At 68.3% G+C, this 22,297-nt stretch carries 19 protein-coding genes; 7 read left to right on the plus strand and 12 right to left on the minus strand.

Annotated elements, in window-relative coordinates:
* Positions 1-73: 73 nt before the first annotated feature.
* Genes lptF through QZ749_RS04215 form a run of 3 tightly spaced genes read left to right on the plus strand, consistent with a single transcriptional unit; the run spans position 74 to position 2,789 of the window.
* Complete coding sequence (gene lptF / locus QZ749_RS04205; protein WP_296943614.1) at positions 74-1,222, plus strand: LPS export ABC transporter permease LptF; 1,149 nt, start codon at positions 74-76, stop codon at positions 1,220-1,222.
* The gene (gene lptG, locus QZ749_RS04210) at positions 1,219-2,403 is read left to right on the plus strand and encodes an LPS export ABC transporter permease LptG (RefSeq protein WP_296943615.1); all 1,185 of its coding nucleotides are present in this window, start codon (positions 1,219-1,221) and stop codon (positions 2,401-2,403) included. Before lptF ends, lptG begins: the two co-directional genes overlap by 4 nt.
* Positions 2,403-2,789: a sirohydrochlorin chelatase gene (locus QZ749_RS04215; RefSeq protein ID WP_296943616.1), complete on the plus strand. Its 387-nt coding sequence runs from the start codon at positions 2,403-2,405 to the stop codon at positions 2,787-2,789. The genes lptG and QZ749_RS04215 overlap by 1 nt, the downstream gene beginning before the upstream one ends.
* Here QZ749_RS04215 and QZ749_RS04220 read toward each other — a convergent pair.
* A complete protein-coding gene (locus QZ749_RS04220; RefSeq protein ID WP_296943617.1) occupies positions 2,756-2,998 on the minus strand; it encodes a hypothetical protein in 243 nt (80 codons plus the stop codon). The genes QZ749_RS04215 and QZ749_RS04220 overlap by 34 nt on opposite strands.
* A 30-nt stretch (positions 2,999-3,028) precedes the next feature.
* On the opposite strand from QZ749_RS04220, the gene QZ749_RS04225 reads away from it, so the two are divergent.
* On the plus strand, positions 3,029-5,644 hold the full coding sequence (locus QZ749_RS04225) for a DUF4214 domain-containing protein (RefSeq protein WP_296943618.1): 2,616 nt from the start codon (positions 3,029-3,031) through the stop codon (positions 5,642-5,644).
* 162 nt (positions 5,645-5,806) lie between these two features.
* On the opposite strand, the gene cobA is transcribed toward QZ749_RS04225, so the two are convergent.
* Genes cobA through QZ749_RS04255 form a run of 6 tightly spaced genes read right to left on the minus strand, consistent with a single transcriptional unit; the run spans position 5,807 to position 11,864 of the window.
* On the minus strand, positions 5,807-6,541 hold the full coding sequence (gene cobA, locus QZ749_RS04230; RefSeq protein WP_296943619.1) for a uroporphyrinogen-III C-methyltransferase: 735 nt from the start codon (positions 6,539-6,541) through the stop codon (positions 5,807-5,809).
* A gap of 45 nt (positions 6,542-6,586) precedes the next feature.
* Positions 6,587-7,924, minus strand: a complete 1,338-nt coding sequence (locus QZ749_RS04235) for a sulfate adenylyltransferase subunit 1 (RefSeq protein ID WP_296943620.1) — start codon at positions 7,922-7,924, stop codon at positions 6,587-6,589.
* Positions 7,924-8,862 (minus strand): sulfate adenylyltransferase subunit CysD, encoded by a 939-nt coding sequence (gene cysD, locus QZ749_RS04240; RefSeq protein WP_296943621.1) that lies wholly within the window; start codon positions 8,860-8,862, stop codon positions 7,924-7,926. The genes QZ749_RS04235 and cysD overlap by 1 nt, the downstream gene beginning before the upstream one ends.
* Positions 8,863-8,900: 38 nt before the next feature.
* A complete protein-coding gene (locus QZ749_RS04245; protein WP_296943623.1) occupies positions 8,901-9,617 on the minus strand; it encodes a phosphoadenylyl-sulfate reductase in 717 nt (238 codons plus the stop codon).
* 8 nt (positions 9,618-9,625) lie between these two features.
* Positions 9,626-10,183 carry a DUF934 domain-containing protein gene (locus QZ749_RS04250; RefSeq protein WP_296943625.1) on the minus strand — a complete coding sequence of 186 codons (558 nt, stop codon included), beginning with the start codon at positions 10,181-10,183 and terminating at the stop codon, positions 9,626-9,628.
* Positions 10,176-11,864 carry a nitrite/sulfite reductase gene (locus tag QZ749_RS04255; RefSeq protein ID WP_296943626.1) on the minus strand — a complete coding sequence of 563 codons (1,689 nt, stop codon included), beginning with the start codon at positions 11,862-11,864 and terminating at the stop codon, positions 10,176-10,178. Before QZ749_RS04255 ends, QZ749_RS04250 begins: the two co-directional genes overlap by 8 nt.
* Positions 11,865-12,041: 177 nt before the next feature.
* On the opposite strand from QZ749_RS04255, the gene QZ749_RS04260 reads away from it, so the two are divergent.
* Together QZ749_RS04260 and QZ749_RS04265 are read left to right on the plus strand one after the other, a co-directional pair.
* A complete protein-coding gene (locus tag QZ749_RS04260; protein ID WP_296943627.1) occupies positions 12,042-12,983 on the plus strand; it encodes a CysB family HTH-type transcriptional regulator in 942 nt (313 codons plus the stop codon).
* A gap of 21 nt (positions 12,984-13,004) precedes the next feature.
* Positions 13,005-13,688, plus strand: coding sequence for a class I SAM-dependent methyltransferase (locus QZ749_RS04265; protein ID WP_296943630.1), 684 nt, complete (start codon positions 13,005-13,007; stop codon positions 13,686-13,688).
* Between the two features lie 146 nt (positions 13,689-13,834).
* Here QZ749_RS04265 and QZ749_RS04270 read toward each other — a convergent pair whose 3' ends face one another.
* From QZ749_RS04270 to QZ749_RS04285, 4 genes are all read right to left on the minus strand, one after another.
* Complete coding sequence (locus QZ749_RS04270) at positions 13,835-14,887, minus strand: porin (protein WP_296943631.1); 1,053 nt, start codon at positions 14,885-14,887, stop codon at positions 13,835-13,837.
* A 170-nt stretch (positions 14,888-15,057) separates the two neighbouring features.
* The gene (locus tag QZ749_RS04275) at positions 15,058-16,104 is read right to left on the minus strand and encodes a PAS domain-containing sensor histidine kinase (protein WP_296943632.1); all 1,047 of its coding nucleotides are present in this window, start codon (positions 16,102-16,104) and stop codon (positions 15,058-15,060) included.
* A gap of 242 nt (positions 16,105-16,346) precedes the next feature.
* Positions 16,347-17,126, minus strand: a complete 780-nt coding sequence (locus QZ749_RS04280; protein ID WP_296943633.1) for a LytTR family DNA-binding domain-containing protein — start codon at positions 17,124-17,126, stop codon at positions 16,347-16,349.
* Positions 17,127-17,205: 79 nt separating this feature from the next.
* Positions 17,206-18,576 carry a sensor histidine kinase gene (locus QZ749_RS04285; protein WP_296943635.1) on the minus strand — a complete coding sequence of 457 codons (1,371 nt, stop codon included), beginning with the start codon at positions 18,574-18,576 and terminating at the stop codon, positions 17,206-17,208.
* 303 nt (positions 18,577-18,879) lie between these two features.
* Between QZ749_RS04285 and QZ749_RS04290 the strand changes: the two genes are divergently transcribed.
* Positions 18,880-19,818 carry an exopolyphosphatase gene (locus QZ749_RS04290; RefSeq protein ID WP_296943636.1) on the plus strand — a complete coding sequence of 313 codons (939 nt, stop codon included), beginning with the start codon at positions 18,880-18,882 and terminating at the stop codon, positions 19,816-19,818.
* A gap of 71 nt (positions 19,819-19,889) precedes the next feature.
* Here QZ749_RS04290 and QZ749_RS04295 read toward each other — a convergent pair whose 3' ends face one another.
* Positions 19,890-22,280 (minus strand): bifunctional diguanylate cyclase/phosphodiesterase, encoded by a 2,391-nt coding sequence (locus tag QZ749_RS04295; protein WP_296943637.1) that lies wholly within the window; start codon positions 22,278-22,280, stop codon positions 19,890-19,892.
* Positions 22,281-22,297: the final 17 nt, after the last annotated feature.

Here is a 22,297-nt window from a genome sequence, read left to right on the forward strand (position 1 = left end):
GGGAAACTTCCGGAAACCTGCGCCAGGCGGCGGTTCCTTGACGTTCCCATAAACCTGCAATTATAACTATCGAATGATTTTCCAACGCGCCCTACAGCGTGAATTGGCCAGCGTGGCCGGCGCAACCTTCACCGTCCTGTTTTCGATCTTCGTCACCTGGACCCTGATTTCCATCCTCGGCAAGGCCGCGGGCGGCAAGGTCGCTTCGGGCGACGTGCTGGCGCTGATCGGTTTTTCCGTGCTGAATTATCTGCCAACCATCCTCATTCTGACCAGCTTTATCGCCGTGATCGCCACCGTCACGCGCAGCTACCGCGATTCCGAAATGGTCGTGTGGTTCGCCTCCGGCCAGTCGCTGGCGCGCTGGATCAAGCCGGTGCTGCTGGCCGGCCTGCCGCTCGTGATCGCGGTCGCCCTGCTGGCCCTGTTCGCCACGCCCTGGGCCAAGGGCAAGAGTGTCGAATACATCCAGCGCTTCGAGAAGCGCGAAGACCTCAAGCGCGTGGCACCGGGCCAGTTCCGCGAATCGACGTCGGCCAACCGCGTGTTCTTCGTCGAAGGCTCCACCAGCGGCTCGACGGTCGTGCAGAACGTGTTCGTCAACAGCGTCGACGCCAATGGCAATTCCGTCGTCGTCGCCAAGGAAGGCGTGATCGAGCCGGACGGCAAGGGCGGTTCCTACCTCGTGCTGAAGAACGGCCGGCGCTACCTGGGCCATCCGGGCCAGGCCGATTTCCAGTCGATGGAATTCGAGCGCTACCGCATGCGCGTGGGCAACCAGGTCCCCGTGATCGGCATCGACACGCCGCCCGAGGCGATGTCGACCCAGACCCTCCTGGCGTTTCCGGATAACCGCTTCGCCGATGCCGAACTGCTGTACCGCATCTCCGCGCCGATCACCTGCGTGGTGCTGATGCTGTTGGCGATCCCCCTCGGCTTCGTCAATCCGCGCGCCGGCAGCTCGGCCAACCTGATCCTGGCGCTGCTGATCTTCTTCACGTACAACAACCTGACCAAGCTGTTCGAGAACAGCGTCAAGCAGGGCAAGCTCAGCTTCGCAATGGGCTGGTGGCCGCTGCACCTGTTCGGGCTGCTGACCGTGCTCGCACTGTTCGCCTGGCGCCTGAACGTCAACCACCGCTGGCATCCGGCCGTGCTGTGGAGCGCGTTCAAGCGCCGCCGCATGCTCAAGGACGGCGCGGCCGCGGAGGGCGCGCGATGAGGATCTTGCAGCGCTATTTCCTGGTCAATATTTCGCAGGCCGTGGCCTTCGTGCTGGTTGCCCTGCTGGGCCTGATCGCCTTCATGGATCTCACCAGCGAGCTGCCCGCGGTGGGCAAGGGCGGCTACATGATGCAGCACGCGGTGCTGTACGTGCTGCTCCTGATCCCGGGCCACATGTACGAGGTGATGCCGGTGGCCGCGCTGATCGGCACCATCTACACGCTGGCGCAGTTCGCCCAGAGTTCGGAATTCACGATCATGCGCGCCTCGTCGATGTCGACGCGGATGGCGGCCGGCATGCTGTTTCGTATCGGCATCCTGTTCGTCGCGATCACCTTCATCTTCGGCGAACTGGTCACGCCGCGCACCGCGCCGCTGGCCGAGCGCGTGCGCCTGTCGGCCAAGGGCGCCACGGTGTCGGCCGAATTCCGCTCCGGCATGTGGACCAAGGACACCATCCACAACGGCGGCCTGCGCGGCCCCGTGACGGGTTCGCGCTTCTTCAACGCGCGCCAGATCCGCCCGGACGGCCAGCTGGTCGACGTGCAGCTGTACGAATTCGACAACCACATGCGCATGCGCGCGCTGATCACGGCCGCCGCCGCCACCTTCAGCGGCAACGGCATCTGGCGCCTGCAGGACGTGACCGAGACCCTGTTCACCAACAGCCGCACGCTGCCGGTGCCGGGCACGCCGGTGCCGCGCGGCCAGACCATCCAGAGCACCTTCGCCCAGGACACGGCGGCGGTCGCCACGCGCAAGGTGGCCAGCCTCGACCTCGTGTCGGAAATCACGCCGAAGATCCTGTCGGTGTCGCGCTCCGATCCCGAGCGCATGTCGGCCAACGAACTGGCCGTCTACACGCGCCACCTGGCCGAGAACCGCCAGGAGACCGAGCGCTTCAAGATCGCGTTCTGGAAGAAGATCGTCGACCCGCTGTCGATCTTCGTGCTGATGGGACTGGCGCTGCCGTTCGGCTACCTGCACACGCGCAGCGGCGGCATCAGCCTGAAGATTTTCGTGGGCATCATGATCGGCGTGAGCTTCCTGCTGGTCAACTCGCTGTTCTCGCACCTGGGCATGCTGTCGACCTGGCCGGCCTTCCTCACCGCCGTGGCGCCCAGCCTGCTGTACCTGCTGATGGCGATCGGCGCCCTGCGCTGGGTGGAGCGACACTGATGACGACGCCCACCAAAGCCCTGGTCCTGTTCGCCCACGGCGCGCGCGCCGCATCCTGGGCGGCGCCGTTCGAGCGCCTGCGCGCGCTGGTCGCGCAGCAGCGTCCCGACTGCGCCGTGTCGCTCGCCTTCCTCGAGCTGATGACGCCCAGCCTGCCGGACGAGGCGGCGCGCCTCGCCGCCCTCGGCGTGCGCGAGCTCGTCGTCGTGCCCATCTTCCTGGGGCAGGGCGGGCACCTGCTGCGCGACCTCCCGCGCATCGTCGACGCGCTGCGCGCCGCCTGGCCGCAGCTGCAGGTCGAGACCGTGCCCGCGGTGGGCGAGGATCCCGGCGTGCTGGCCGCGATGGCCGCTTATTGCGCTGCGGCCAGTGCGCCGGCGCCCTGAATCCAGCAGCATTGCATTTTTGAAAAGGTAGCGCCAGCGTCTACTTTTTCCGTCATTTTTATTGCTCTGGATGTATCTTTTAATGCCAACTGCATTGCATTCTCCGCAATAAAACGTTGGTTTTCGGTGGTATTTCTGTCGGTAAAGTTATTTCTCCATTGCATTTCGACTTGCCGTGGGGAATCATAATTATCCGTCAGGCCGGCCATGTCCCGCGGCCGCCCACCCGAAGACCGACCATGCCCACCCCGACTTCCACCATCTACGTTCGTCCCGGCCTGGCCAGCTACACCTGGAGCTATGCCGGCACCTCGCTGCCGTCCGCCGCCTCGGCCGCATCGTCCGCCGTCACGCGCGTCGCGTTCGACGCCTCCAGCCTGCTGGGCCAGGAAGCCGCGCGCGGCGAGCTGCAGTACAGCTTCGACAACGGCAGGACCTGGAATGCCTATGCGCTGCCGGTCGACGGCGACGGCGCCTACGTCGCCGCCAGCGGCACGCTGTGGCGCTTCCAGGACCGCAGCGGCGGCGATACCGTCACGCCGGACGGCTTCAACGCCCGCTACCTGCTGGCCGACGGCAGCACGGTCACGGCGGTGGCGACGGTGGTGCCGGACACCCAGCCCGTCGGCCTGACCGGCGCCAGCGACACCATGTTCACGACCATGGCGGCAGGCGCCGTCGTCGACCTGCTGTCCGCCGTCGACACCGGTTCCCAGACCGGCGGGCGCTGGGCGATCGACGGCCAGTCGCAGCGGGGCCTGTTCAAGGTCGTCTACGATGCCGCCGTCGATACCGCGGCCAGGCTCGTGATCGCCGACCCGGCGCAGATCCCGGCCGCGGGCACGGCCGCCTCGGTGACGATCCATTACTACGACCGCTACCAGGTCGACGCCAACGGCAATCCGATCGGCACCGGCGGCGTCACGCGCACGCTGCACTATGCGATCGAGGACGGCAATGCCGGTTCGCTGGCCGGCCTGTCGAACGAAGCCAGGGCCGGCGCCGCCAGCGGCGCCTACGCCGGCGCGCCGGCCCTGGCGACGCTCGGCGGCGGCGGCTTCGTCGCCGTCTGGCAGGCGCCGGACCAGGCCGGCGGCGCGATCCAGGCGCAGCTGCGCGACGCGGCCGGCAACGCGCTCGGCGGCGCCTTCGCCGTGACTCCGGCCGGCGACGGCGTGGCCGAGGGCGAACCAGCCGTGACCGCGCTGTCGGGTGGCCGCTTCGCCGTCGCCTACACGGTGCAGGCGGGCGACGCCGGCAAGATCGCCTACCGCGTGGTGGGCGCGGACGGCAGCGTCGGCACCGAGCACGTGCTGGACGCCGCCGCCGACGCGGCCATGCCCACGCTGGCGACGCTGTCCGACGGCAGCTTCGTGATCGGCTGGCGCAGCGGCGGCGCGGTGCACGTGCAGCATGCCGGCGCCGACGGCAATCCGCTCGGCGCGGCCCAGGCCTTCGTGGCGCTGGGCACGGCCTACAGCCCCAGCGTCACGGCGCTGGCGCACGGCGGCTGGGTGGTGTCCTGGGGAGAAATAGGCGACGGCAACGTCTACGCCGCCCTCGACGGGGGCGGGGCCTTCGTCGCCAACGGCGACGGCTATGCGGCCAGCTACACGACGGCGGCCCCGCTGCCGCACGTGACGGCGCTGGCCGGCGGCGGTTTCGTGGTCGCCTGGGACAGCTACATCAACGATCCGCGCGGCTTTTCGATCAGCGACATCTTTTTCCAGCGCTTCGACGACGCCGGCCGCGCGCTCGGCGGGGCGGTCCAGGCCAACGTCGAATCCGGCGGCGGCCGCTACGATGCCGCCGTCACGGCGCTGTCCGACGGCGGCTTCCTGGTCGCCTGGCAGGGCGCCGACGGCGACGCCAACGGCGTCCATGGGCGCCGCTTCGGCCCCGACGGCAGCGCCGCCGACGCCACCGAGTTCGCGCTCAACCAGCTGCGCGGCGGCGACCAGACCAGCCCGGACGTCAAGGCGCTGGCCGGCGGCGGCTTCGCCGCGGCCTGGGTCGACACGGCCGCCGACGGCAGCGCCAGCATCGAGGTGCGCGTGCTGCCGGGCGAGGCCGCGCCGCCGGTCTCGGGCGGCACGCAGGATGGCGGATCGGGCAACGTCGCGACGCCGCCGCCGGCCACCACGCCGCCGGTGACGACGCCCGGCACGCCCAGCACGCCCAGTACGCCCAGTACGCCCAGCACGCCGGTCGGCACGACGCCGTCCACCCCGGCCACGCCGTCGACCCCCACCAAGGTCCTGGGCAGCGCCGGCCACGACATCCTGGCGGCGCCGGCGGGCGTGTCGGCGCTGGACGGCCTCGATGGCCTGGACACCGTCGTGTACGGCGGCGCGCGTTCGGCGTACACGATCGCCAGGAGCGGCGCCGACGTGCTGGTGTCGGACACGTCCGGCCTGAGCACGCTGCTCAGCAACGTCGAGCGTCTCAAGTTCAGCGACCAGTCGATCGCCCTCGACATCGACGGCAATGCCGGCGAAGCCTACCGCCTGTACCAGGCCGCGTTCAACCGCGCGCCGGACAAGACCGGACTGGGATTCTGGATCGATGCGCTGGATGCGGGCCACGGCCTGCTGGAGGCGGCCCGGGGCTTCGTGGCGAGTGCGGAATTCGCCAGGCTGTACGGCGCTAACAGCACCGATACGCAGTTCGTCCAGGCGCTGTACCAGAACGTGCTGCACCGCAGCCCCGACGCGGCCGGCTATGCCTTCTGGCTGGACAATATCGACAACACGACGCGGGCCGACGTGCTGGTGGCCTTCAGCGAGAGCGTGGAAAACCAGGCGCAGGTGATCGGCAGCATCCAGGACGGCATCGCGTTCACGCCGTGGTTGTGATGCGGGCGCCGGACTGTTCCGTACGTCGCCCCGGCGCAGGCCGGGGCCCAATGTTGACGCGCCTCGACGGCGCCGCGATATTGGGTCCCGGCCTCCGCCGGGACGACGGTTGTCGTCCTGGTCGCTGCGACTGATCTGGACTTGGCCACGATCAAAGCGGCCTCACCCCGGCGCCGGATCCTCGGGCTGCCGCTCGCGCCGCTGCAAGGCTTCGCCGATCATCACCAGCACCGGCCCGTGCGCCGTCTCCAGGCCGTGCGCCAGCGCGGCCAGGGGCAGGCGCAGGATACGCTGGTCGGGGCGGCTGCAGTTCTCGACCACCACCACCGGCAGGTCCGGGCGGCGGCCCTCGGCCAGCAGGCGCTCGGCGGTGGCGGCCGCTTCGCGTCCGCCCATGTACTGCACCAGGGTGTCGGTTTCCGGCAGCGCCGGATGGTCGGGCTGGTCCGGCGCCGTGCTCGAGGTGAAGAAGGCGACGCTGCGCGCCAGGCCGCGCCGGGTCAGCGGCTGCCTGGTGGCCGCCGCGGCCGCGACGGCCGTGGTGATGCCGGGAACGACCTCGACCTCGATGCCCTCCGCTTCCAGCGCCCGCAATTCCTCGTCAGCGCGACCGAACAGCATCGGGTCGCCGCCCTTCAGGCGCACCACCAGGCGGTGGCGGCGCGCGCACTCGACCAGCCGCGCGTTGATGACGGCCTGCGCCGTCGAGCGCTGGCCCGAGCGCTTGCCCACCGAGATCAGCTCGGCCTGCGGGCACAGGGCCAGCATCTCGGGCGTGACGAGCGCATCGTAGAGCACCACGTCGGCTTGCGCGAGCAGGCGCGCGCCGCGTACGGTGATGAGGTCGGCCGCGCCGGGACCGGCGCCGATCAGGTAGACTTTTCCCAGCGCCGGCATGGGTTCCTTTCGAGTCGGGCGTGCAAGCGGATCATACCCCGCGGATCATATCAAACGGATCATGCCGGCGGCGACGGTCTGGTGGGTAACCTCGTCGATCAGGATGAAGGCGCCCGTGGCGCGGATGTCGTCGTAGGCGTCGGCGGCCAGCGGCTGCTGCACGGTGATGGCGATGCGCGCGATGTCGTTCAGGGCCAGGCCCTCGGCCGGATCGTCGACGCTGCGGCGCTGCTGGGTGTTGACGTCGAGGATGCTGTCGACCTTCGTCACCTTCGCCATGGTCTGGCGCGTGCCGTGCTTGAGCCAGTACTTGCGGCGCAGGTCGAGCGCCTCGTCCGCCATCCAGCACACGTCCGCGCTCACCTGTTTCAGCAGCGTGGCCGGCTGGGCGCTCGACGCCAGCACGTCGCCGCGCGAGACGTCGACGTATTCGTTCAGCAGCAGCGTGACCGACTGGCCCGCCACCGCGGCCTGCAGCGGGCCGTCGAAGGTGAGGATCTCCTTGACGGTCGCGGCCTGGCCGGACGGCTGCACGACCAGCTTGTCGCCCACCGCCACCTTGCCCGACTCCACCCGGCCCATGTAGCCGCGGAAGTCGTTGGCCGCGTGGCCGTTGTGGCGCGCCACCAGTTGCACCGGGAAGCGGAACGGGGCGGCGTGCGCCTCGTCGTAGACGGACAGGCCCTCGAGCAGTTCGATCAGCGTGGGACCCTGGTACCACGGCATGTTGTCGCCGCGCTCGACGACGTTGTCGCCGGCCAGCGCCGACAGCGGGATCGCCGTGATGTCCTTCAGGCCCAGGCTGTCCGCGAAGGCGCCGTAGGCCGCCACGATGCGCTCGTAGACGCCGCGGTCGTAGCCCACCAGGTCCATCTTGTTGACGGCGACGATCACGTGCTCGATCTGCAGCAGCTTCGCGATGGTCGAGTGGCGCTTGGTCTGGGTCAGCAGATCGACGCCGCCGTCTTCGCGCAGCGTCACCTTCGACACGTCGACCAGGATGATGACCGCGTCCGCCGTCGAGGCGCCTGTGACCATGTTGCGCGTGTACTGCTCGTGGCCGGGGGTGTCGGCGATGATGAACTTGCGCTTCGGGGTGGCGAAGTAGCGGTAGGCCACGTCGATCGTGATGCCCTGTTCGCGCTCGGCTTCCAGGCCGTCGGTCAGCAGCGACAGGTCGATGGTGTCGCCCACGGTGCGCTTGTGCTTCGCGCGCGAGACGGCCGCCAGCTGGTCGGCGAAGATGCCCTTGCTGTCGTACAGCAGGCGGCCGATCAGGGTGCTCTTGCCGTCGTCGACGGAACCGGCGGTAATGAAGCGCAGCAGGCCGGCCTGGCCGTCGTGGTCGTGCGCCTGGGCGCTGGGGTCAATCAGGGCGTTCATCAGAAATATCCTTGCTTCTTGCGTTTTTCCATCGAGGCTTCCGAGGTCTGGTCGTCCATGCGGGTGGCGCCGCGCTCGGTGACCTGGGTGATCGCGGTCTCGGCGATGATGGCGCCCACCGTGTCGGCGTCCGAGGCCACCGGGCAGGTGCAGGAGATGTCGCCGACGGTGCGGAAGCGCACCGTGCGGGTCTCGACCGTCTCGCCCTCGCGCGCCGGGGTCAGCGGGGTCAGCGGCACCAGCAGGCCGTTGCGCGGGATGACCTGGCGCTCGTGCGCGTAGTAGATCGAGGGCAGGGCCAGCCGTTCGCGGGCGATGTATTGCCAGACGTCGAGCTCGGTCCAGTTCGAGATCGGGAACACGCGCATGTTCTCGCCCGGGTGCACGCGGGTGTTGTACAGGTCCCACAGCTCCGGACGCTGGGCCTTCGGGTCCCACTGGCCGAACTCGTCGCGGAACGAGAAGATGCGTTCCTTGGCGCGCGCCTTTTCCTCGTCGCGGCGGGCGCCGCCGATGCAGGCATCGAAGCCGTGCTCGGCGATGGTTTCCAGCAGCGTCACGGCCTGGGCGGCGTTGCGCGAATCCGTCTGCGGATTGCGCAGGCGCACCGTGCCCTTGCGAATCGAATCCTCGACCGAGCCGACGATCAGGCGTTCGCCCAGCTCGCGCACGCGGGCGTCGCGGAAGGCGATCACTTCGTCGAAGTTGTGGCCGGTGTCGATGTGCACCAGCGGGAAGGGGAACTTGCCCGGGCGGAAAGCCTTTTCCGCCAGGCGCAGCAGCACCACGGAATCCTTGCCGCCCGAGAACAGAAGGGCGGGGTTGGCGCATTCGGCCGCCACCTCGCGCAGGATGTGGATCGATTCCGATTCGAGGGCGTCGAGGTGGCGCGCGTTCACGTCGCCCAGCGCCTGCGGATTGTCAAAGAGAGTCGTCATGATGGCGGTGCCTGTCGATGTCGTTGCGGGCCGTCGCTTCAGGCGGCCACGGATTTGATACGGATGAGTTTGCCGTCCACGAGGTGCAGGCCGCATTCCTTGGATTCCGGGTTTTCCCACCACCAGCGGCCGGCGCGCACGTCCTCGCCCGGCGCGACGGCGCGGGTGCAAGGCGCGCAGCCGATCGACGGGTAGCCGCGGTCGTGCAGGGCGTTGTACGGCACGCCCTCGGCGCGGAGATAGTCCCAGACGTCCTGCTCGGACCAGTCGGCCAGCGGATTGAATTTTTCCAGGCCGTGGGCCGCGTCGTGTTCCTGCACCGCCAGGTCGGCGCGGGTGCTGGACTGGGCGCGGCGCTGGCCCGTGATCCAGGCGCGCTTGCCGGCCAGCGCGCGGCCCAGCGGCTCGACCTTGCGCACGGAGCAGCAGCCCTTGCGCAGCTCGACGCTGTCGTAGAAGGCGTTCAGGCCGTGCTGCGCCACGTAGTCGTCGACCAGCTGTGGCTGCGGCCGGTAGAGTGCGATGTCGTGGCCGTAATGGGCCTTGACCTTGTCCAGCACGTCCAGGGTTTCCTGGTGCAGGCGCCCGGTTTCCAGCGAAAAGATGGAAATGGGCAGGCCGGCCTTCAGGATCAGGTCGGTCAATACCATGTCCTCGGCCGCCAGGCTGGACGCGAACGTGGCCGGCGCGAATTCGCCGGCGATGCGTGCCAGGATGGCGCGGGTGGCCGCGACGCGTGCGTTCGGTTCGCTCATGGCCCCCCCTAGATGCCGGCGCCGACGTCGGTGTGCTCGGGCGCCAGGCCGCGCTCGGCGCGGCGGAACAGCGGCAGCGGCGTGTCGACGGAAGCCTGGTACGTCTGCGAGAACACGGTCAAGCCCTTGAGCGCATCGTGGATATCGCGGTCCGGGCGCGTCGCGTAGGCGTCGAAGCCGCAGCGCTGCATCTGGAACAGCTGGTCGCGCAGCACGTCGCCGATGGCGCGCAGCTCGCCCGCGTAGCCCAGGCGGCGGCGCAGGTTGTAGGCGATCGAATAGCCGCGCCCGTCGGTGAATTTCGGGAAGCTGACGGCCACCACCTTGAATTTGTCGAGGTCGTCCTTGACCGTATGCGCCAGCTCGTCCGGCGCGAACCAGACGCCGACGTCGGCGCGCTGCAGCAGGTGTTCGCGCTGCGCCTGCCAGACGGCCAGCGGGACGATGACCTTGCCGGCGGGGACGTCCACCGTGTCCGGCGCCTGGCCGTCGTCCAGCGACAGCACGCTCCAGTCGTCGGCGACCACCTCGCGTCCCTTGATGATCTGTGGATGGGCATTAAGCATAGTGGTCTTCTCCGACGAGTTCGCCGGCCGGGATCGGCGTGGCATACACATGTTCCTTGAACGGCGCGATGCCGAGGCGCTGCGCGACGTCGACGAAGCGCTCGCCCTCGATGCGTTCGCGGACGTAGACGTCGAGCAGGCGCTGGACGACTTCGGGCATCTGCGGCGCCGAGAACGACGGGCCGATGATCTTGCCGATCGCGGCCTGGTTGCCCTGCGAACCGCCGATCGACACCTGGTACCACTCGGCGCCGTCCTTGTCGACGCCGAGCACGCCGATGTGGCCGACGTGGTGGTGGCCGCAGGCATTGATGCAGCCCGAGATGTTCAGTTCGATGTCGCCGATGTCGTGCTGGTAGTCGAGGTCGTCGAAGCGCTCGGCGATGGCGGCGGCGATCGGGATCGACTTCGCGTTCGCCAGCGAGCAGTAGTCGCCGCCGGGGCAGGCGATGATGTCGGTCAGCAGGCCGATGTTCGGCGTGGCCAGGCCGCGCGCCTTGGCCAGCTGCCAGACGTCGTACAGCCGGGACTGCTCGACGTCGGCCAGCACCAGGTTCTGCTCGTGCGTGACGCGCAGTTCGCCGAAGCTGTACTGGTCGGCCAGGTCGGCCACGAAGTCCATCTGCTCGGCGGTGGCGTCGCCCGGCGGCACGCCGGTCTTCTTCAGCGACAGGATGACGGACGCGTAGCCAGGCACCTTGTGCGGCTTGACGTTGCGCTGCAGCCAGTTGGCGAAGGCGCGGTCGCCCTCGTGGGCGGCGCGCGGGTCGATCGCGTCCAGCGTGCGGTAGGGCTTCGGGTTGAACCAGGCGGCGACGCGGTCGAGCTCGTCCTGGGTCAGCGTTTCCGGGCCGCCCCGGAGGTCGGCGAATTCCTGCTCGACCATGCGCGCGAATTCCTCGGCGCCCACGGCCTTCACCAGGATCTTGATGCGCGCCTTGTACTTGTTGTCGCGGCGGCCGAACTGGTTGTACACGCGCATCACGGCTTCGGTATAGGTCAGCAGGTCCTGCCAGGGCACGAACTCGTTGATGACGCTGCCCAGGATCGGGGTGCGGCCCATGCCGCCGCCGACCATGAACTTGAAGCCGATCTCGCCGGCGGCGTTGCGCACCGCGGTCAGGCCGATGTCGTGCACGGCGATGGCGGCGCGGTCCTCGACGGCGCCGTTGATGGCGATCTTGAACTTGCGCGGCAGGGCGATGAATTCGGGGTGGAAGGTGCTCCACTGGCGCAGGATCTCGGCGAAGGGGCGCGGATCGATCAGCTCGTCGAAGGCCGTGCCGGCGAATTCGTCGGTCGTGATGTTGCGGATGCAATTGCCCGAGGTCTGGATCGCATGCATCTCGACCGAGGCCAGGTCGGCCAGGATGTCCGGCGTCCGCTCCAGTTCGATCCAGTTGAACTGGATGTTCTGGCGCGTCGTGAAGTGGCCGTAGCCGCGGTCGTACTTGCGGGCGATGTGGGCGAACATGCGCATCTGCGCCGTCGACAGCAGGCCGTAGGGCACCGCGATGCGCAGCATGTAGGCGTGGCGCTGCATGTACAGGCCGTTCTGCAGGCGCAGCGGGAGGAATTCCTCTTCGGTCAGCTCGTCGGCGAGGCGGCGCCGTACCTGGTCGCGGTACTGGGCGATGCGCTCGCGGACGATGAGGTGGTCGTACTGGTCGTAGCGATACATGGTCGGGAGCCTTGCGTGGAAATCCTGTGGGGGCGGGCCAATCCTGACCCTGACTACCTGAATATTAATAAAATGGAGCTTTATTCCAAACTACCGAGAATTTATTTGCTTATATGAGCCTGCGGCATAAGCAAGCTTGTAAAATGGCGGGTAGGGCTTGATCAATACATAAGAGCAATGAACCTCCATCAATTACGCTTCGTTCGGGAAGCGGTTCGCCAGAACTTCAATTTGACCGATGCCGCCAAGGCCTTGTTCACGTCGCAACCCGGTGTGTCGAAAGCCATCATCGAGCTGGAGGAAGAGCTCGGCGTGGACATCTTCACCCGCCACGGCAAGCGCATCCGCGGCCTGACCGAGCCGGGCCGGCTCGTGCTGGGCTCGGTCGAGCTGATCATGCAGGAGATCGACAGCCTCAAGCGCATCGGCAAGGAGTACGCGGCCCAGGACAGCGGCAGCTTCACGATCGCCACCACGCACACCCAGGCGCGCTACATGCTGCCCAAGGTCGTGCAGGCGTTCATGCAGCGCTTCCCCAAGGTGCGCCTGTCGTTGCTGCAGGGCAATCCGCGCCAGATCGCCGACATGGTCAAGAACGACCAGGCCGACCTTGCCATCGCCACCGAGTCGATCGCGGCCGTCGACGGCCTGATCACGCTGCCGTGCTACCAGTGGGAACACGTGCTGGTGGTGCCGCACGAGCACCCGCTGACGCGCTCCAAGGCGATCTCGCTGGAAGAGATCGCGGAATACCCGCTGATCACCTACGACGCCGCCTTCGCCGGGCGCAGCAAGGTCGACCATGCCTTCGAACTGCGCCAGCTGAAGCCGGACGTGCTGCTGGAAGCGATCGACGCCGACGTGATCAAGACCTACGTCGAGCTGGGCATGGGCGTCGGCATCATCGCCGGCATGGCCTTCGATCCCGAGCGCGACCGCAACCTGCGCGCGATTTCCGTGGGCCAGCTGTTCGGCATGAACGTCTCGCGCGTCGCCGTCAAGCAGGGCGCCTACCTGCGCAGCTATATCTATACTTTCATCGAGCTGCTGGCCCCCACGCTCAACCGCAAGATGGTCGAGGCGGCCATGCGCGGCAGCAGCGACAACTACGAGCTTTAACGCATCAACGAGTCACGAGCAATGAACGATATGAACGACAAGGACCGCGCCGCGGTCGCCCGCTACTATGCCCTCGTCGCCGACGGCTACGACGCCATCGAGGAAGACGAGGAGCGCACCGAGGACCTGGACGAGGTCGCGGACGGCGTCGCCGGCCTGGTGGAAGGCATGACCGTGCTGGAACTGGCCTGCGGCACCGGCCGCTGGACCGAGATCCTGGCCGACGTGGCCGGCCACGTGATCGCCGTCGACATCAACGCGGCGATGCTGGACCAGGCGCGCGCGCGCGGCCTGGACGAAGACCTGGTGACCTTCGTGCAGGCCGACGCGCTCGACCTGCCGGCTGACCTGGTGCCCGAGGGCGTGGCGCCGGTGAAGGCGGTGTTCATCGGCTTCTGGTGGTCGCACCTGACCCGGGCCCACCAGGAAGGCCTGCTGGCGGCGCTGCGCGCGCGGCTGGGCAAGGACGTGCTGCTGGTCGTGCTGGACGATAACGACATCGAAGGCGTGCGCCTGCCGGTGGCGCGTACCGATGCGCAAGGCAATACCTGGCAGATGGTGACGACGCCGGATGGCGAGCGCATGGAGTTGCCGAAGAATTATCCGACCGACAGCACGCTCAAGAAGCGCCTGGGCAATGTGGCGCGCGAGGTGCGCGTGGCGCGCTGGGACACGGTGTGGGTGCTGACCTGCCGGTTGAAGTAGGGTGGACGGCTTTGCCGTCCACGCGGTGATACGCGAGGTTGGCGCCGCCCATGCCTGACCGATATAGCAAATGAAAACGCGGCGACGGGAAATACCCCGCCGCCGCGTTGTTTTGCGGAATGGGCACCATGTGCCCATTCACGCCATCAGAACGAGTGACGCAGGCCCAGCGACAGCACCTTCGGATCCGCGCCGTTGCGGCCGGCCGGCGGGGTCACGCTGACCGACGACGAGGTCAGGCCGAACAGGGCGGCGCCGTTGTTGTTCAGGTCGGCGTACGACGCGTACAGGTTGGTGCGCTTCGACAGCGAGTAGGAGTAGGCCAGCGCCCAGGTGTTGCCCTTGGCCGCGCCCTGCTTCTGCTGCTGGAAGTTGGCGTACACGCGGCTGGCGCCGAACGGCATCGAGCCGCCGATGTTGGTCTGCTTGTAGTCGACCAGGGCCGGACGCTCGGCCTTCATCCAGTTGGCCTTGATCTCGAAGCCGCCCAGCTGGTCGAACTTGTAGGCACCGCCGATGGCGGTTTCCTTGTCTTCGTCGGCCGGCACGCGCTTGATCTGCTGGTAGGCGGCGCCCAGGTACAGGCCGCCCAGCGTGTATTCGACGCCGCCGCCCCACAGGTTGCCCTTCTCGAGGGTGGCCGTCTCGGCGGTTTCGCCGGCGGCGAAGGCGGCCAGCACTTTCAGGCCGCCGAACGAGGCGCTCTTGTAGTTGACCGAGTTGCCCAGGCGGCGGGTCAGGCGGTTGGTGGTGGTGGCGCTGGCGTTCGGGAAGGCGTTCGAGAAGGCCGACAGGTTCGAACCGTAGAAGCCCTGGCCGAAGGCGTCGCTGGCGGCGGCGATCGCGGCGATCGGCGAGTATTCGCGGCCCAGCGTGATGGTACCGAAGTCGCCTTCCAGGCCGACCACGGCGCGGCGGCCGAACAGGGCCGAGTCGCCGGCGCCGGTGTCGATCGAGGTACCGGCTTCCAGGTTGAAGATGGCTTTCAAGCCATTGCCCAGGTCTTCGCTACCACGGAAGCCGAAACGGCTGCTCGACTGGTTGCCCGAGTTGACCACGGTGGTGCGGCCTTCCGGACCGCCGGTATCCTGCGACGAGATGGCGGCATCCAGGATGCCGTACAGGGTCACATTGGTTTGGGCGGCGGCGAACAGGGGGGCGGCGGCTACCAGGGCAACTGCCAGACGTTTGACTTGCATTCAGGATTCTCCTTTGGATGTCGTTCGATCGTCCGGGATCGTTTCTTTTTGTCACGATCCCTGTCATCGGCAGGCATCTTATCGGAGCAGTATGTCGTTTTAATGACAAAACGAAATGTTGTTAATGCGCCACATTTGCCTTGTCGTCACGGCCGGAACGTCGGTATCCCTCATGCCTGGACGAGGTGGCCTTCGAGTGGCAGCACGACGTCGATGCGCGTGCCACCCTCGTCGTCGGGACCGATGCCGATGTCGCCGTGCATGGCCCAGACCCGTTCGCGCATGCCGACCAGCCCCAGCGACTCGGCCTTTTCCATGTCCCCGGGGTGGATCCCGCGGCCGTTGTCGCGGATCGTGATCAAGAGTTCGTGGTTCAGGCGGAACAGGTTCATGTGGACGCTGGTGGCATCCGCATGGCGGGCGATATTGGTCAACGCTTCCTGCACGATGCGGAAGATCGCGGTGCTGGCCGCGTCGTCCAGGCGCAGCTCGGCCTCGTCGGCGAGCAGGGTGCAGGGAATGCCGTAGCGCTCGACGAAGTCGTCGCGCAGGCCCTGCAGCGCGAAGTACAGGCCGCCTTCGTCGAGCGCGCGCGGGCGCAGGTTGCTGGCGATGCGGCGCAGCGAGGCGATGGCCGTCAGCAGGTTGGCGTCCATGCCGCGCATCAGGTGCAGGCTGTCGGGCGGCGTCCCCGCGGCCTGCTGCAGCAGCGCCAGGTCCATGCGCAGCGAGGCCAGCAGCTGGCCGAGGTCGTCGTGCAGCTCGCGCGCGATATGGGTGCGTTCTTCCTCGCGGATGGTCTGCAGCGCGGCCGAGAGCTGGCGCAGCTGGTCGTGCGAGCGCGTGAGCTTTTCCTGCACGCGGCGGCGCTCGGAGACGTCGCGCATGATCACGGTGTAGAACGGGGCGCCCTCGTTGGTGCGCGAGATCGAGCCTTCGATCGGGAAGCGCCGGCCGTCGCTGCGCAGGCCGGTGACGGCGTAGTCGGTGGCGCGGCGGCCCGCGCGCCCGCTGCCGGCGCGGAAATACCCGGCCGGTTCGCCGGCATCGCCGTCGGCCGCCTCGATGTAGCGCCCCAGCGGGCTGCCGACCATCTGCTCGACGCTGGTGTCGAACAGCGCGGCGGCCGCCGGGTTGGCCATGACGATGACGTTGGACTGGTCGGCGGAAATGATGGCGTCGCTGGCGTGGTGGACGATCTGGCGGCTGGCCGGCACGGTTTCTGGCTCCTGGCGTGGGCGCCTGCCCAGCCGGAAGCCGGCCGCCGCCGCAAGCGCGAGGCAGGCCGCGCACGCGAGGGCGCGCGATGCCGCGGGGCGCAAGGCTGGCCTGCCGGGACGACGGGGGCGCGGTCGGTTCATTCGAAAGGCGATCGGGGACCCGGCATGGGTCCGGCATCTACCTTACGCGCCGCGCGCCGGCGGGAATTGAGGCCCGACAATCGTGCCGGGCGGGCAGGCTACATCTGCTTGAACAGGTGCAGGAAGCTGCGGCTGACTTCGAGCTTTTCCGGGCGGCCCTTGACCAGCACGAGGTGGCGGCCGCGGATGTCGCGCGTCACGCCTTCGATCGCATTCACGTTGACGAGGGTGGCGCGGTGGATCTGCCAGAACAGCGACGGGTCGAGTTCCTCGGCCAGGTCGCGCACCGGCTTGCGGATCAGCGCCTCGAACTTCTCGGTCTGCACGCAGGTGTACTTTTCGTCGGAGCGGAAGAACAGGATTTCCTCGACCGGGATCATGCGCAGGTCCTGGCCGATGCTGGCCTGGATCCATTGCAGGTACTTGGGTTTGGGCGCCGCGATCTTCTCGGCCAGCTGCGACAGCATGGCGGTGACGGTGTCGTTGATGGCGACCGGCGCGGCCGCCACGGCGGCCGGCGAGGCCAGCCGTTCCTTGAGGCGCTCGACGGTGATCTTCAGGCGCTCTGGCTCGGGCGGCTTGAGCACGTAGTCGATGGCGCCGCGCTCGAAGGCCTCGACGGCGTACTGGTCGTAGGCGGTGACGAATACCACCTGGCTGGCCGCGCCGATGTCGCGCGCCGCTTCCATGCCGGTCTTGCCCGGCATGCGGATGTCGAGGAAGGTGAGGTCGGGCTTCAGCTCGTCGACCAGCTGCACCGCCTCGTCGCCGTTCTTGGCTTCGCCGAGGATCTCGAGTTCCGGCCACACCTGGGACAGGCGGGTGCGCAGCAGGTCGCGCATCAGTCTTTCGTCGTCGGCAATGATTGCGGTAGGCATGGTCGGATCGCTTCGGTGGCGCCAGTGGCAGAGTGTCGATTATTCAACGATTCGGCGCGCCAGGCAATACCCGGGGCGCTTATTTCGGTGCGAGCTGGTAAGGCACCTCGATCGTCGCGATCACCCCGCTGGGGCTGTTGGCGGCGATGTGCAGCTGGCCGGCTTCGCCGTGCAGCAACTTCAGGCGTTCGCGGATGTTCGACAGGCCCAGGCCGGTCCCCTTGCTGGGCACGACGCCGAAGCCGACGCCGTCGTCGGTGACGGTGACGCGCAGCCGGCTGTCGACCACTTCCGCGCCGACCGCCAGCCGGCCGCCCTCGGGCTTGCACTCGAGGCCGTGCTTGATGGCGTTCTCGACCATCGACTGCAGCATCATCGGCGGGAAGGCGGCGCTGCGCAGGCCGTCCGGCACGTCGAGCGTGACCGTCAGGCGCTCTTCCATGCGCATCTTGAGCAGGTCGAGGTAGGCGCGCACCATGTCGAGCTCGCGCCCGAGGCTGGTGGTGAGGTTGGCGTCGCGCATCTGCGGGATCACGGCGCGCAGGTACTGGATCAGCGTGCGCTGCATGGCCGAGGCGCGCGGCGGGTCGGTCTCGATCAGGTGCTCGACCGAGGCCAGGGTATTGAACAGGAAGTGCGGCTCGACCTGGGCCTGCATGGCCTGCATGCGCGCCTCGGACAGCTGGCGCTGCATCGATTCGCGCTCGGCGGCGGCGGTCGCCGTCTGCATCTCGGCCTCGGCGCGCTTCTTGCCGCCGACCAGCGCCTTGGTGCCGAACAGCGCCAGCACCAGCAGCCAGACGAAGCTGGTGAACCAGGTCGACGCCTGCTTGTGGTAGCTGCGCGCCTTGGCCTCGGCGGCGTCGTCGACGGCCGCCTCGATCGCGTCGGACAGTTCCTCGCCGATCTGCGGCGGCAGGTCGATGTGGACTTCCTCGCCGTTGGCGCCGCGGATGGTCTTGGTGATCGTGTGGCCCGATGGGGTGGCCGGGGTGGCCGGGGTGGCCGGGGTGGCCGGCGTGAGCGGCGGCGGGAGGGTGCGCCCGGTCTCGGCGCCGTCCGCGGCCGCCGCCCCGGCGTCCCTGGCCGCCCGCGCCGCTTCGGTCTTCGCCAGCGCCTCGGCCTTGGCGGCCTCGACCTGTGGATCGATGTTGATCGTGGCCCCGTGGCGCTGGCCCTTGCGCGGATTGATGTGGATGCCGTTGTCGTCGATGATGATGCTGGGCTCGTCCCGGCGCGTGCTGCGCTCCATGTTGGCGATGTCCTCCTCGCTGCCGGAGAACAGTTCGTCCTGCAGGATCTGGCCGGCGATCAGCATCAGCGCGGCGAACAGGAAAAACTTCCACCACGACAGTTGCGTCACCCAGGTCGCGACCGCATCGAAAACGCGGTAGGCCGAGGACAGGCTGTTCGAGATGACTTGCTGGGTCGAGGATTGCCGAGTTTGCATGAAAAGCCGGTTGAACGAGACGGTAATGAACGGGGACGACAGGGCGAGTGTAACCGCTGGCACGCGGGCCTGAGGAAATCCTTTGGCATGTTGCAACTCTAGGACGGGCGGCGCCGCGCCGCCATCCCCGTGCGACAGCCTGCAGAAATCGGCGACTGGACGGCGGCACGCACGGCATGCGCCGCGCATGCCATGACCGCCAGATGTGGAAAAACTGTCAATTGGAAATATTGCAGCGTATGATGGAAGACTTCCTGGCCGCGCCAGCCCATCGTTCTTCCCATCCATGAAAGGGGTATGCCGATGTCCGCCGTTCCGAAACGTTACCGCCTGGTCACCCGCAGCGACTTCGATGGACTGGTCTGCGCGGTCCTGCTCAAGCACCTGGACCTGATCGACGAGATCCTGTTCGTCCACCCGAAGGATATGCAGGACGGCAAGATCGCCATCCATGCCGACGACATCACGACCAACCTGCCGTACGTGGCCGGGGCCCACCTGGCGTTCGACCACCACCTGTCGGAAACCCTGCGCACCGGCGGCCCGCGCGCGAACCACGTGATCGACCCGCGCGCGCCGTCGGCGGCGCGCGTCGTCTACGACTACTACGGCGGCACGCGCGCCTTCCCGGCGGCCTGGCGCGACATGATGGATGCCGTCGACAAGGGCGATGCGGCGCGCTTCTCGCAGGAGGAGGTGCTCGATCCGAAAGGCTGGAACCTGCTGAATTTCCTGATGGACGCACGCACCGGCCTGGGCCGCTTCCACGACTTCCGCATCTCGAACTACCAGCTGATGATGGACCTGATCGATTACTGCCGCAACCACACGATCGACCAGATCATGGCGTTGCCGGACGTGCAGGAACGGGTCAAGCTGTACTTCGAGCACGATGCCCTGTGCAAGGACCAGATCCGCCGCTGCGCGCAGGTGTCCGGCAACCTGGTCGTGCTCGACCTGCGCGACGAACCGACGATCTATGCCGGCAACCGCTTCATCATCTATGCGCTGTTCCCGGACACGAACATCTCGATCCACGTGCTATGGGGCCTGAAGCAGCAGAACACCGTGTTCGCCACCGGCAAGTCGATCCTGAACCGCACGTCGAAGACGAATATCGGCGCGCTGATGCTGGAATACGGCGGCGGCGGGCACGAGAACGCGGGCACGTGCCAGGTGTCGAACGACATGGCCGAGGACGTGCTGGGCGCGCTGGTCAAGCGCATCACCAGCGAAGGGTAGGGCGCGGGCCGTCGCGCCCCCTCGCGGTTGCGCGGCGCCCCGGTTCGCCGGTTCCCCGGTCCCCCGGTCCGTCAGGCCGGCAGATGCTCCTTCAGCATCTGCCGCGCCGCGTCTTCCGGCAGGGGCTCGCTGAACCACATCCCCTGCACCTGGTCGCAGCCGTTGGACGCCAGGAAGTCCAGCTGCGGCCGGGTTTCCACGGCGGCGCCGATCACTTCCATGTCGAGGTTGTGCCCGATGTCGATCAGGCTCTTGGCCAGCGCCGCGCCGCCGTCGGCGATCGCGTGCACGGCGCTCTGCGCCAGCCGCACCTGGCGGGCCGCCAGCTGCTGCAGGAAACCCAGGTCGCACAAGCCGGCGCCGAACCCGTCCACCGAGAGGTCCACGCCCATGTCGCGCAATTGCCCGGCCAGCTCGCGGCCCAGCGACGGGTTGCGGATCAGGCCGTCGATCTGCAGGTCGAGCTGCAACGCGTGCGGCGGCAGGCCATGGCGCGCCAGGCGTTCCGCCAGCCCGGCCAGGAAGCCCGGCTGGCTGTATTCGCGGTAGGAAACGTTGACGGCCACCGGCACGTCGGGCAGGTGTGACGCGCGCAGCGCGGCGGCGAAGGCGCAGGCCTGGTCCAGCACCTGGCCGCCGATCTGGACCATGATGCCCATTTCTTCCGCCTCGGCGAGGAAGCCGGCCGGCGGCAGCACGCCCTGTTCCGGGTGGCGCCAGCGCAGCAGCGCCTCGAAGCCGCTGACCTTGCCGCTGCGCACGGCGATGCGCGGCTGGTAGACCAGGAACAGTTCGTTCCGGTCGAGCGCCTCGCGCAGCGCCGCCTGGAGGCGCCGCTTGGCTTCGGTGCCGGCGCGCATGTCGGCGGAAAAATAGTGGACGTCGTTGCGGCCGTTCGCCTTGCCCTGGTACATCGCCAGGTCGGCCGCCCGCACCAGTTCGGGCGCGGTGGCGCCGTCGTGCGGGTACATGGCGACGCCGAGGCTGGCGCCGACCGGGATGTCCTGGCCGTTGAACGAGACCGGCACCGCGAAGCTCTGGCGCAGCCGCTCGACCATGCGCAGCGTGAAGCGCAGCGACGGCTGGTTGGCGAGCACCAGCACGAACTCGTCGCCGGACATGCGCGCCACCGTGTCGCTGTCGCGCACCGACGCCTGCAGGCGCCGCGCCACCACCTTCAGCACCACGTCGCCGGCCTCGTGGCCGTGGGTGTCGTTGATGGCCTTGAACTTGTCGAGGTCGATCAGCACGGTCGCCACCAGCGATTTCTGGCGCTGCGCCAGGTGCAGCGCCTGCTCCAGGCGGTCCCACAGCAGGTTGCGGTTGGCCAGGCCGGTCAGCGGATCGTGGTTGACCTCGTGCTCCAGGTGGGCGGTGCGCAGCCGCGCCGCCGTGACGTCGGTGATGACGCCGATGTAGTGCGTCACCGCGCCGTGCTCGTCCTGCACCGGCGTGATGCTCAGGTCCGCCCAGTACGGTTCGCCGTCCTTGCGCAGGTTGCGCAGCACCACGCTGGCGCCCTGGCGCGCGGCGATGGCGTCGCGCAGCTGGGCGCGCTCAACGGTATCCATGCCGGGCGCGGCCATGATGCGCGGATCGCGCCCGAGCACGTCCGCCTCGGGGTAGCCGGCGATCCGCTCGAACGCCGGGTTGACGTATTCGATCACGTTCCGGCTGTCGTCGCAGCGCGTGATCAGGATGCCGTTGCTGGCCGCGTGCAGCGCCCGCTCGCGCAGGCGCAGGCGCTGTTCGCGCGCGCGCCGTTCGGCGATGTTCATGCCCATGCCGACCAGGTAGTCGTCGCCGTCGCAGCGCAGGCGCGCGCCGCACAGCAGCAGCGGTGTCTCGCGGCCGCTGCGCGACACGTAGTCGAGCTCGAGGCTGAACTCGGCGCCCGTGTCGAACACGCGCCGCATCGCGCCTTCCCAGAGCGCGCGCTCGTCCAGTTCCAGCATGTCGGTGGTGCGCGCCGCCGCCAGCTCCTCGGGCGCCATGCCGGTCAGGCGTTCCAGGTTGCGGTTCCACAGCACCAGCCGGCCGTCGCGGTTGACCACGTAAAAGGTGCCAGGAAACATGTTGACGATGGACGACAGCGGCGTGCGCGCGACCCGCGCCGCTTCCGGCGCGTCGCGCGCGCCGCCGGTGTCCATCGCGACGGCCCAGCCGCGCAAGCCGTCGGCGGCGTCGCGCTGCGGCGCCAGGGTCAGGCAGGCGGCCAGCATGCGCCCGGCGCAGTCGATGTCGACGCGCACTTCGGCGCCGTCCGGATTGCGCGTCAGCGCCGCCCAGCCGGCATGCCAGGCGTCGCGGCCCGACGGCGAGAACAGCGTGGTGACGGGGCGCCCCAGCGCCTGCGCGGGCGCCAGGCCGAACAGGGTCGCGCACGCCGTGTTCCAGGTCAGGATGTGGCCCGCTTCGTCGGTCAGGAATACGACCCGGATGGGAGATTCGGTCTCGGCCATGCTGTCAGGCTCCTGTT

It is taken from the genome of uncultured Massilia sp. (assembly GCF_913773735.1).
GTDB lineage: Bacteria > Pseudomonadota > Gammaproteobacteria > Burkholderiales > Burkholderiaceae_D > Telluria.

Coding starts and splice junctions, on each gene's coding strand:
- lptF (WP_296943614.1), top strand. CDS start 74: ATGATTTTCCAACGCGCCCTACAGCGTGAATTGGCCAGCGTGGCCGGC.
- lptG (WP_296943615.1), top strand. CDS start 1,219: ATGAGGATCTTGCAGCGCTATTTCCTGGTCAATATTTCGCAGGCCGTG.
- QZ749_RS04215 (WP_296943616.1), top strand. CDS start 2,403: ATGACGACGCCCACCAAAGCCCTGGTCCTGTTCGCCCACGGCGCGCGC.
- QZ749_RS04220 (WP_296943617.1), bottom strand. CDS start 2,998: ATGGCCGGCCTGACGGATAATTATGATTCCCCACGGCAAGTCGAAATG.
- QZ749_RS04225 (WP_296943618.1), top strand. CDS start 3,029: ATGCCCACCCCGACTTCCACCATCTACGTTCGTCCCGGCCTGGCCAGC.
- cobA (WP_296943619.1), bottom strand. CDS start 6,541: ATGCCGGCGCTGGGAAAAGTCTACCTGATCGGCGCCGGTCCCGGCGCG.
- QZ749_RS04235 (WP_296943620.1), bottom strand. CDS start 7,924: ATGAACGCCCTGATTGACCCCAGCGCCCAGGCGCACGACCACGACGGC.
- cysD (WP_296943621.1), bottom strand. CDS start 8,862: ATGACGACTCTCTTTGACAATCCGCAGGCGCTGGGCGACGTGAACGCG.
- QZ749_RS04245 (WP_296943623.1), bottom strand. CDS start 9,617: ATGAGCGAACCGAACGCACGCGTCGCGGCCACCCGCGCCATCCTGGCA.
- QZ749_RS04250 (WP_296943625.1), bottom strand. CDS start 10,183: ATGCTTAATGCCCATCCACAGATCATCAAGGGACGCGAGGTGGTCGCC.
- QZ749_RS04255 (WP_296943626.1), bottom strand. CDS start 11,864: ATGTATCGCTACGACCAGTACGACCACCTCATCGTCCGCGAGCGCATC.
- QZ749_RS04260 (WP_296943627.1), top strand. CDS start 12,042: ATGAACCTCCATCAATTACGCTTCGTTCGGGAAGCGGTTCGCCAGAAC.
- QZ749_RS04265 (WP_296943630.1), top strand. CDS start 13,005: ATGAACGATATGAACGACAAGGACCGCGCCGCGGTCGCCCGCTACTAT.
- QZ749_RS04270 (WP_296943631.1), bottom strand. CDS start 14,887: ATGCAAGTCAAACGTCTGGCAGTTGCCCTGGTAGCCGCCGCCCCCCTG.
- QZ749_RS04280 (WP_296943633.1), bottom strand. CDS start 17,126: ATGCCTACCGCAATCATTGCCGACGACGAAAGACTGATGCGCGACCTG.
- QZ749_RS04285 (WP_296943635.1), bottom strand. CDS start 18,576: ATGCAAACTCGGCAATCCTCGACCCAGCAAGTCATCTCGAACAGCCTG.
- QZ749_RS04290 (WP_296943636.1), top strand. CDS start 18,880: ATGTCCGCCGTTCCGAAACGTTACCGCCTGGTCACCCGCAGCGACTTC.
- QZ749_RS04295 (WP_296943637.1), bottom strand. CDS start 22,280: ATGGCCGAGACCGAATCTCCCATCCGGGTCGTATTCCTGACCGACGAA.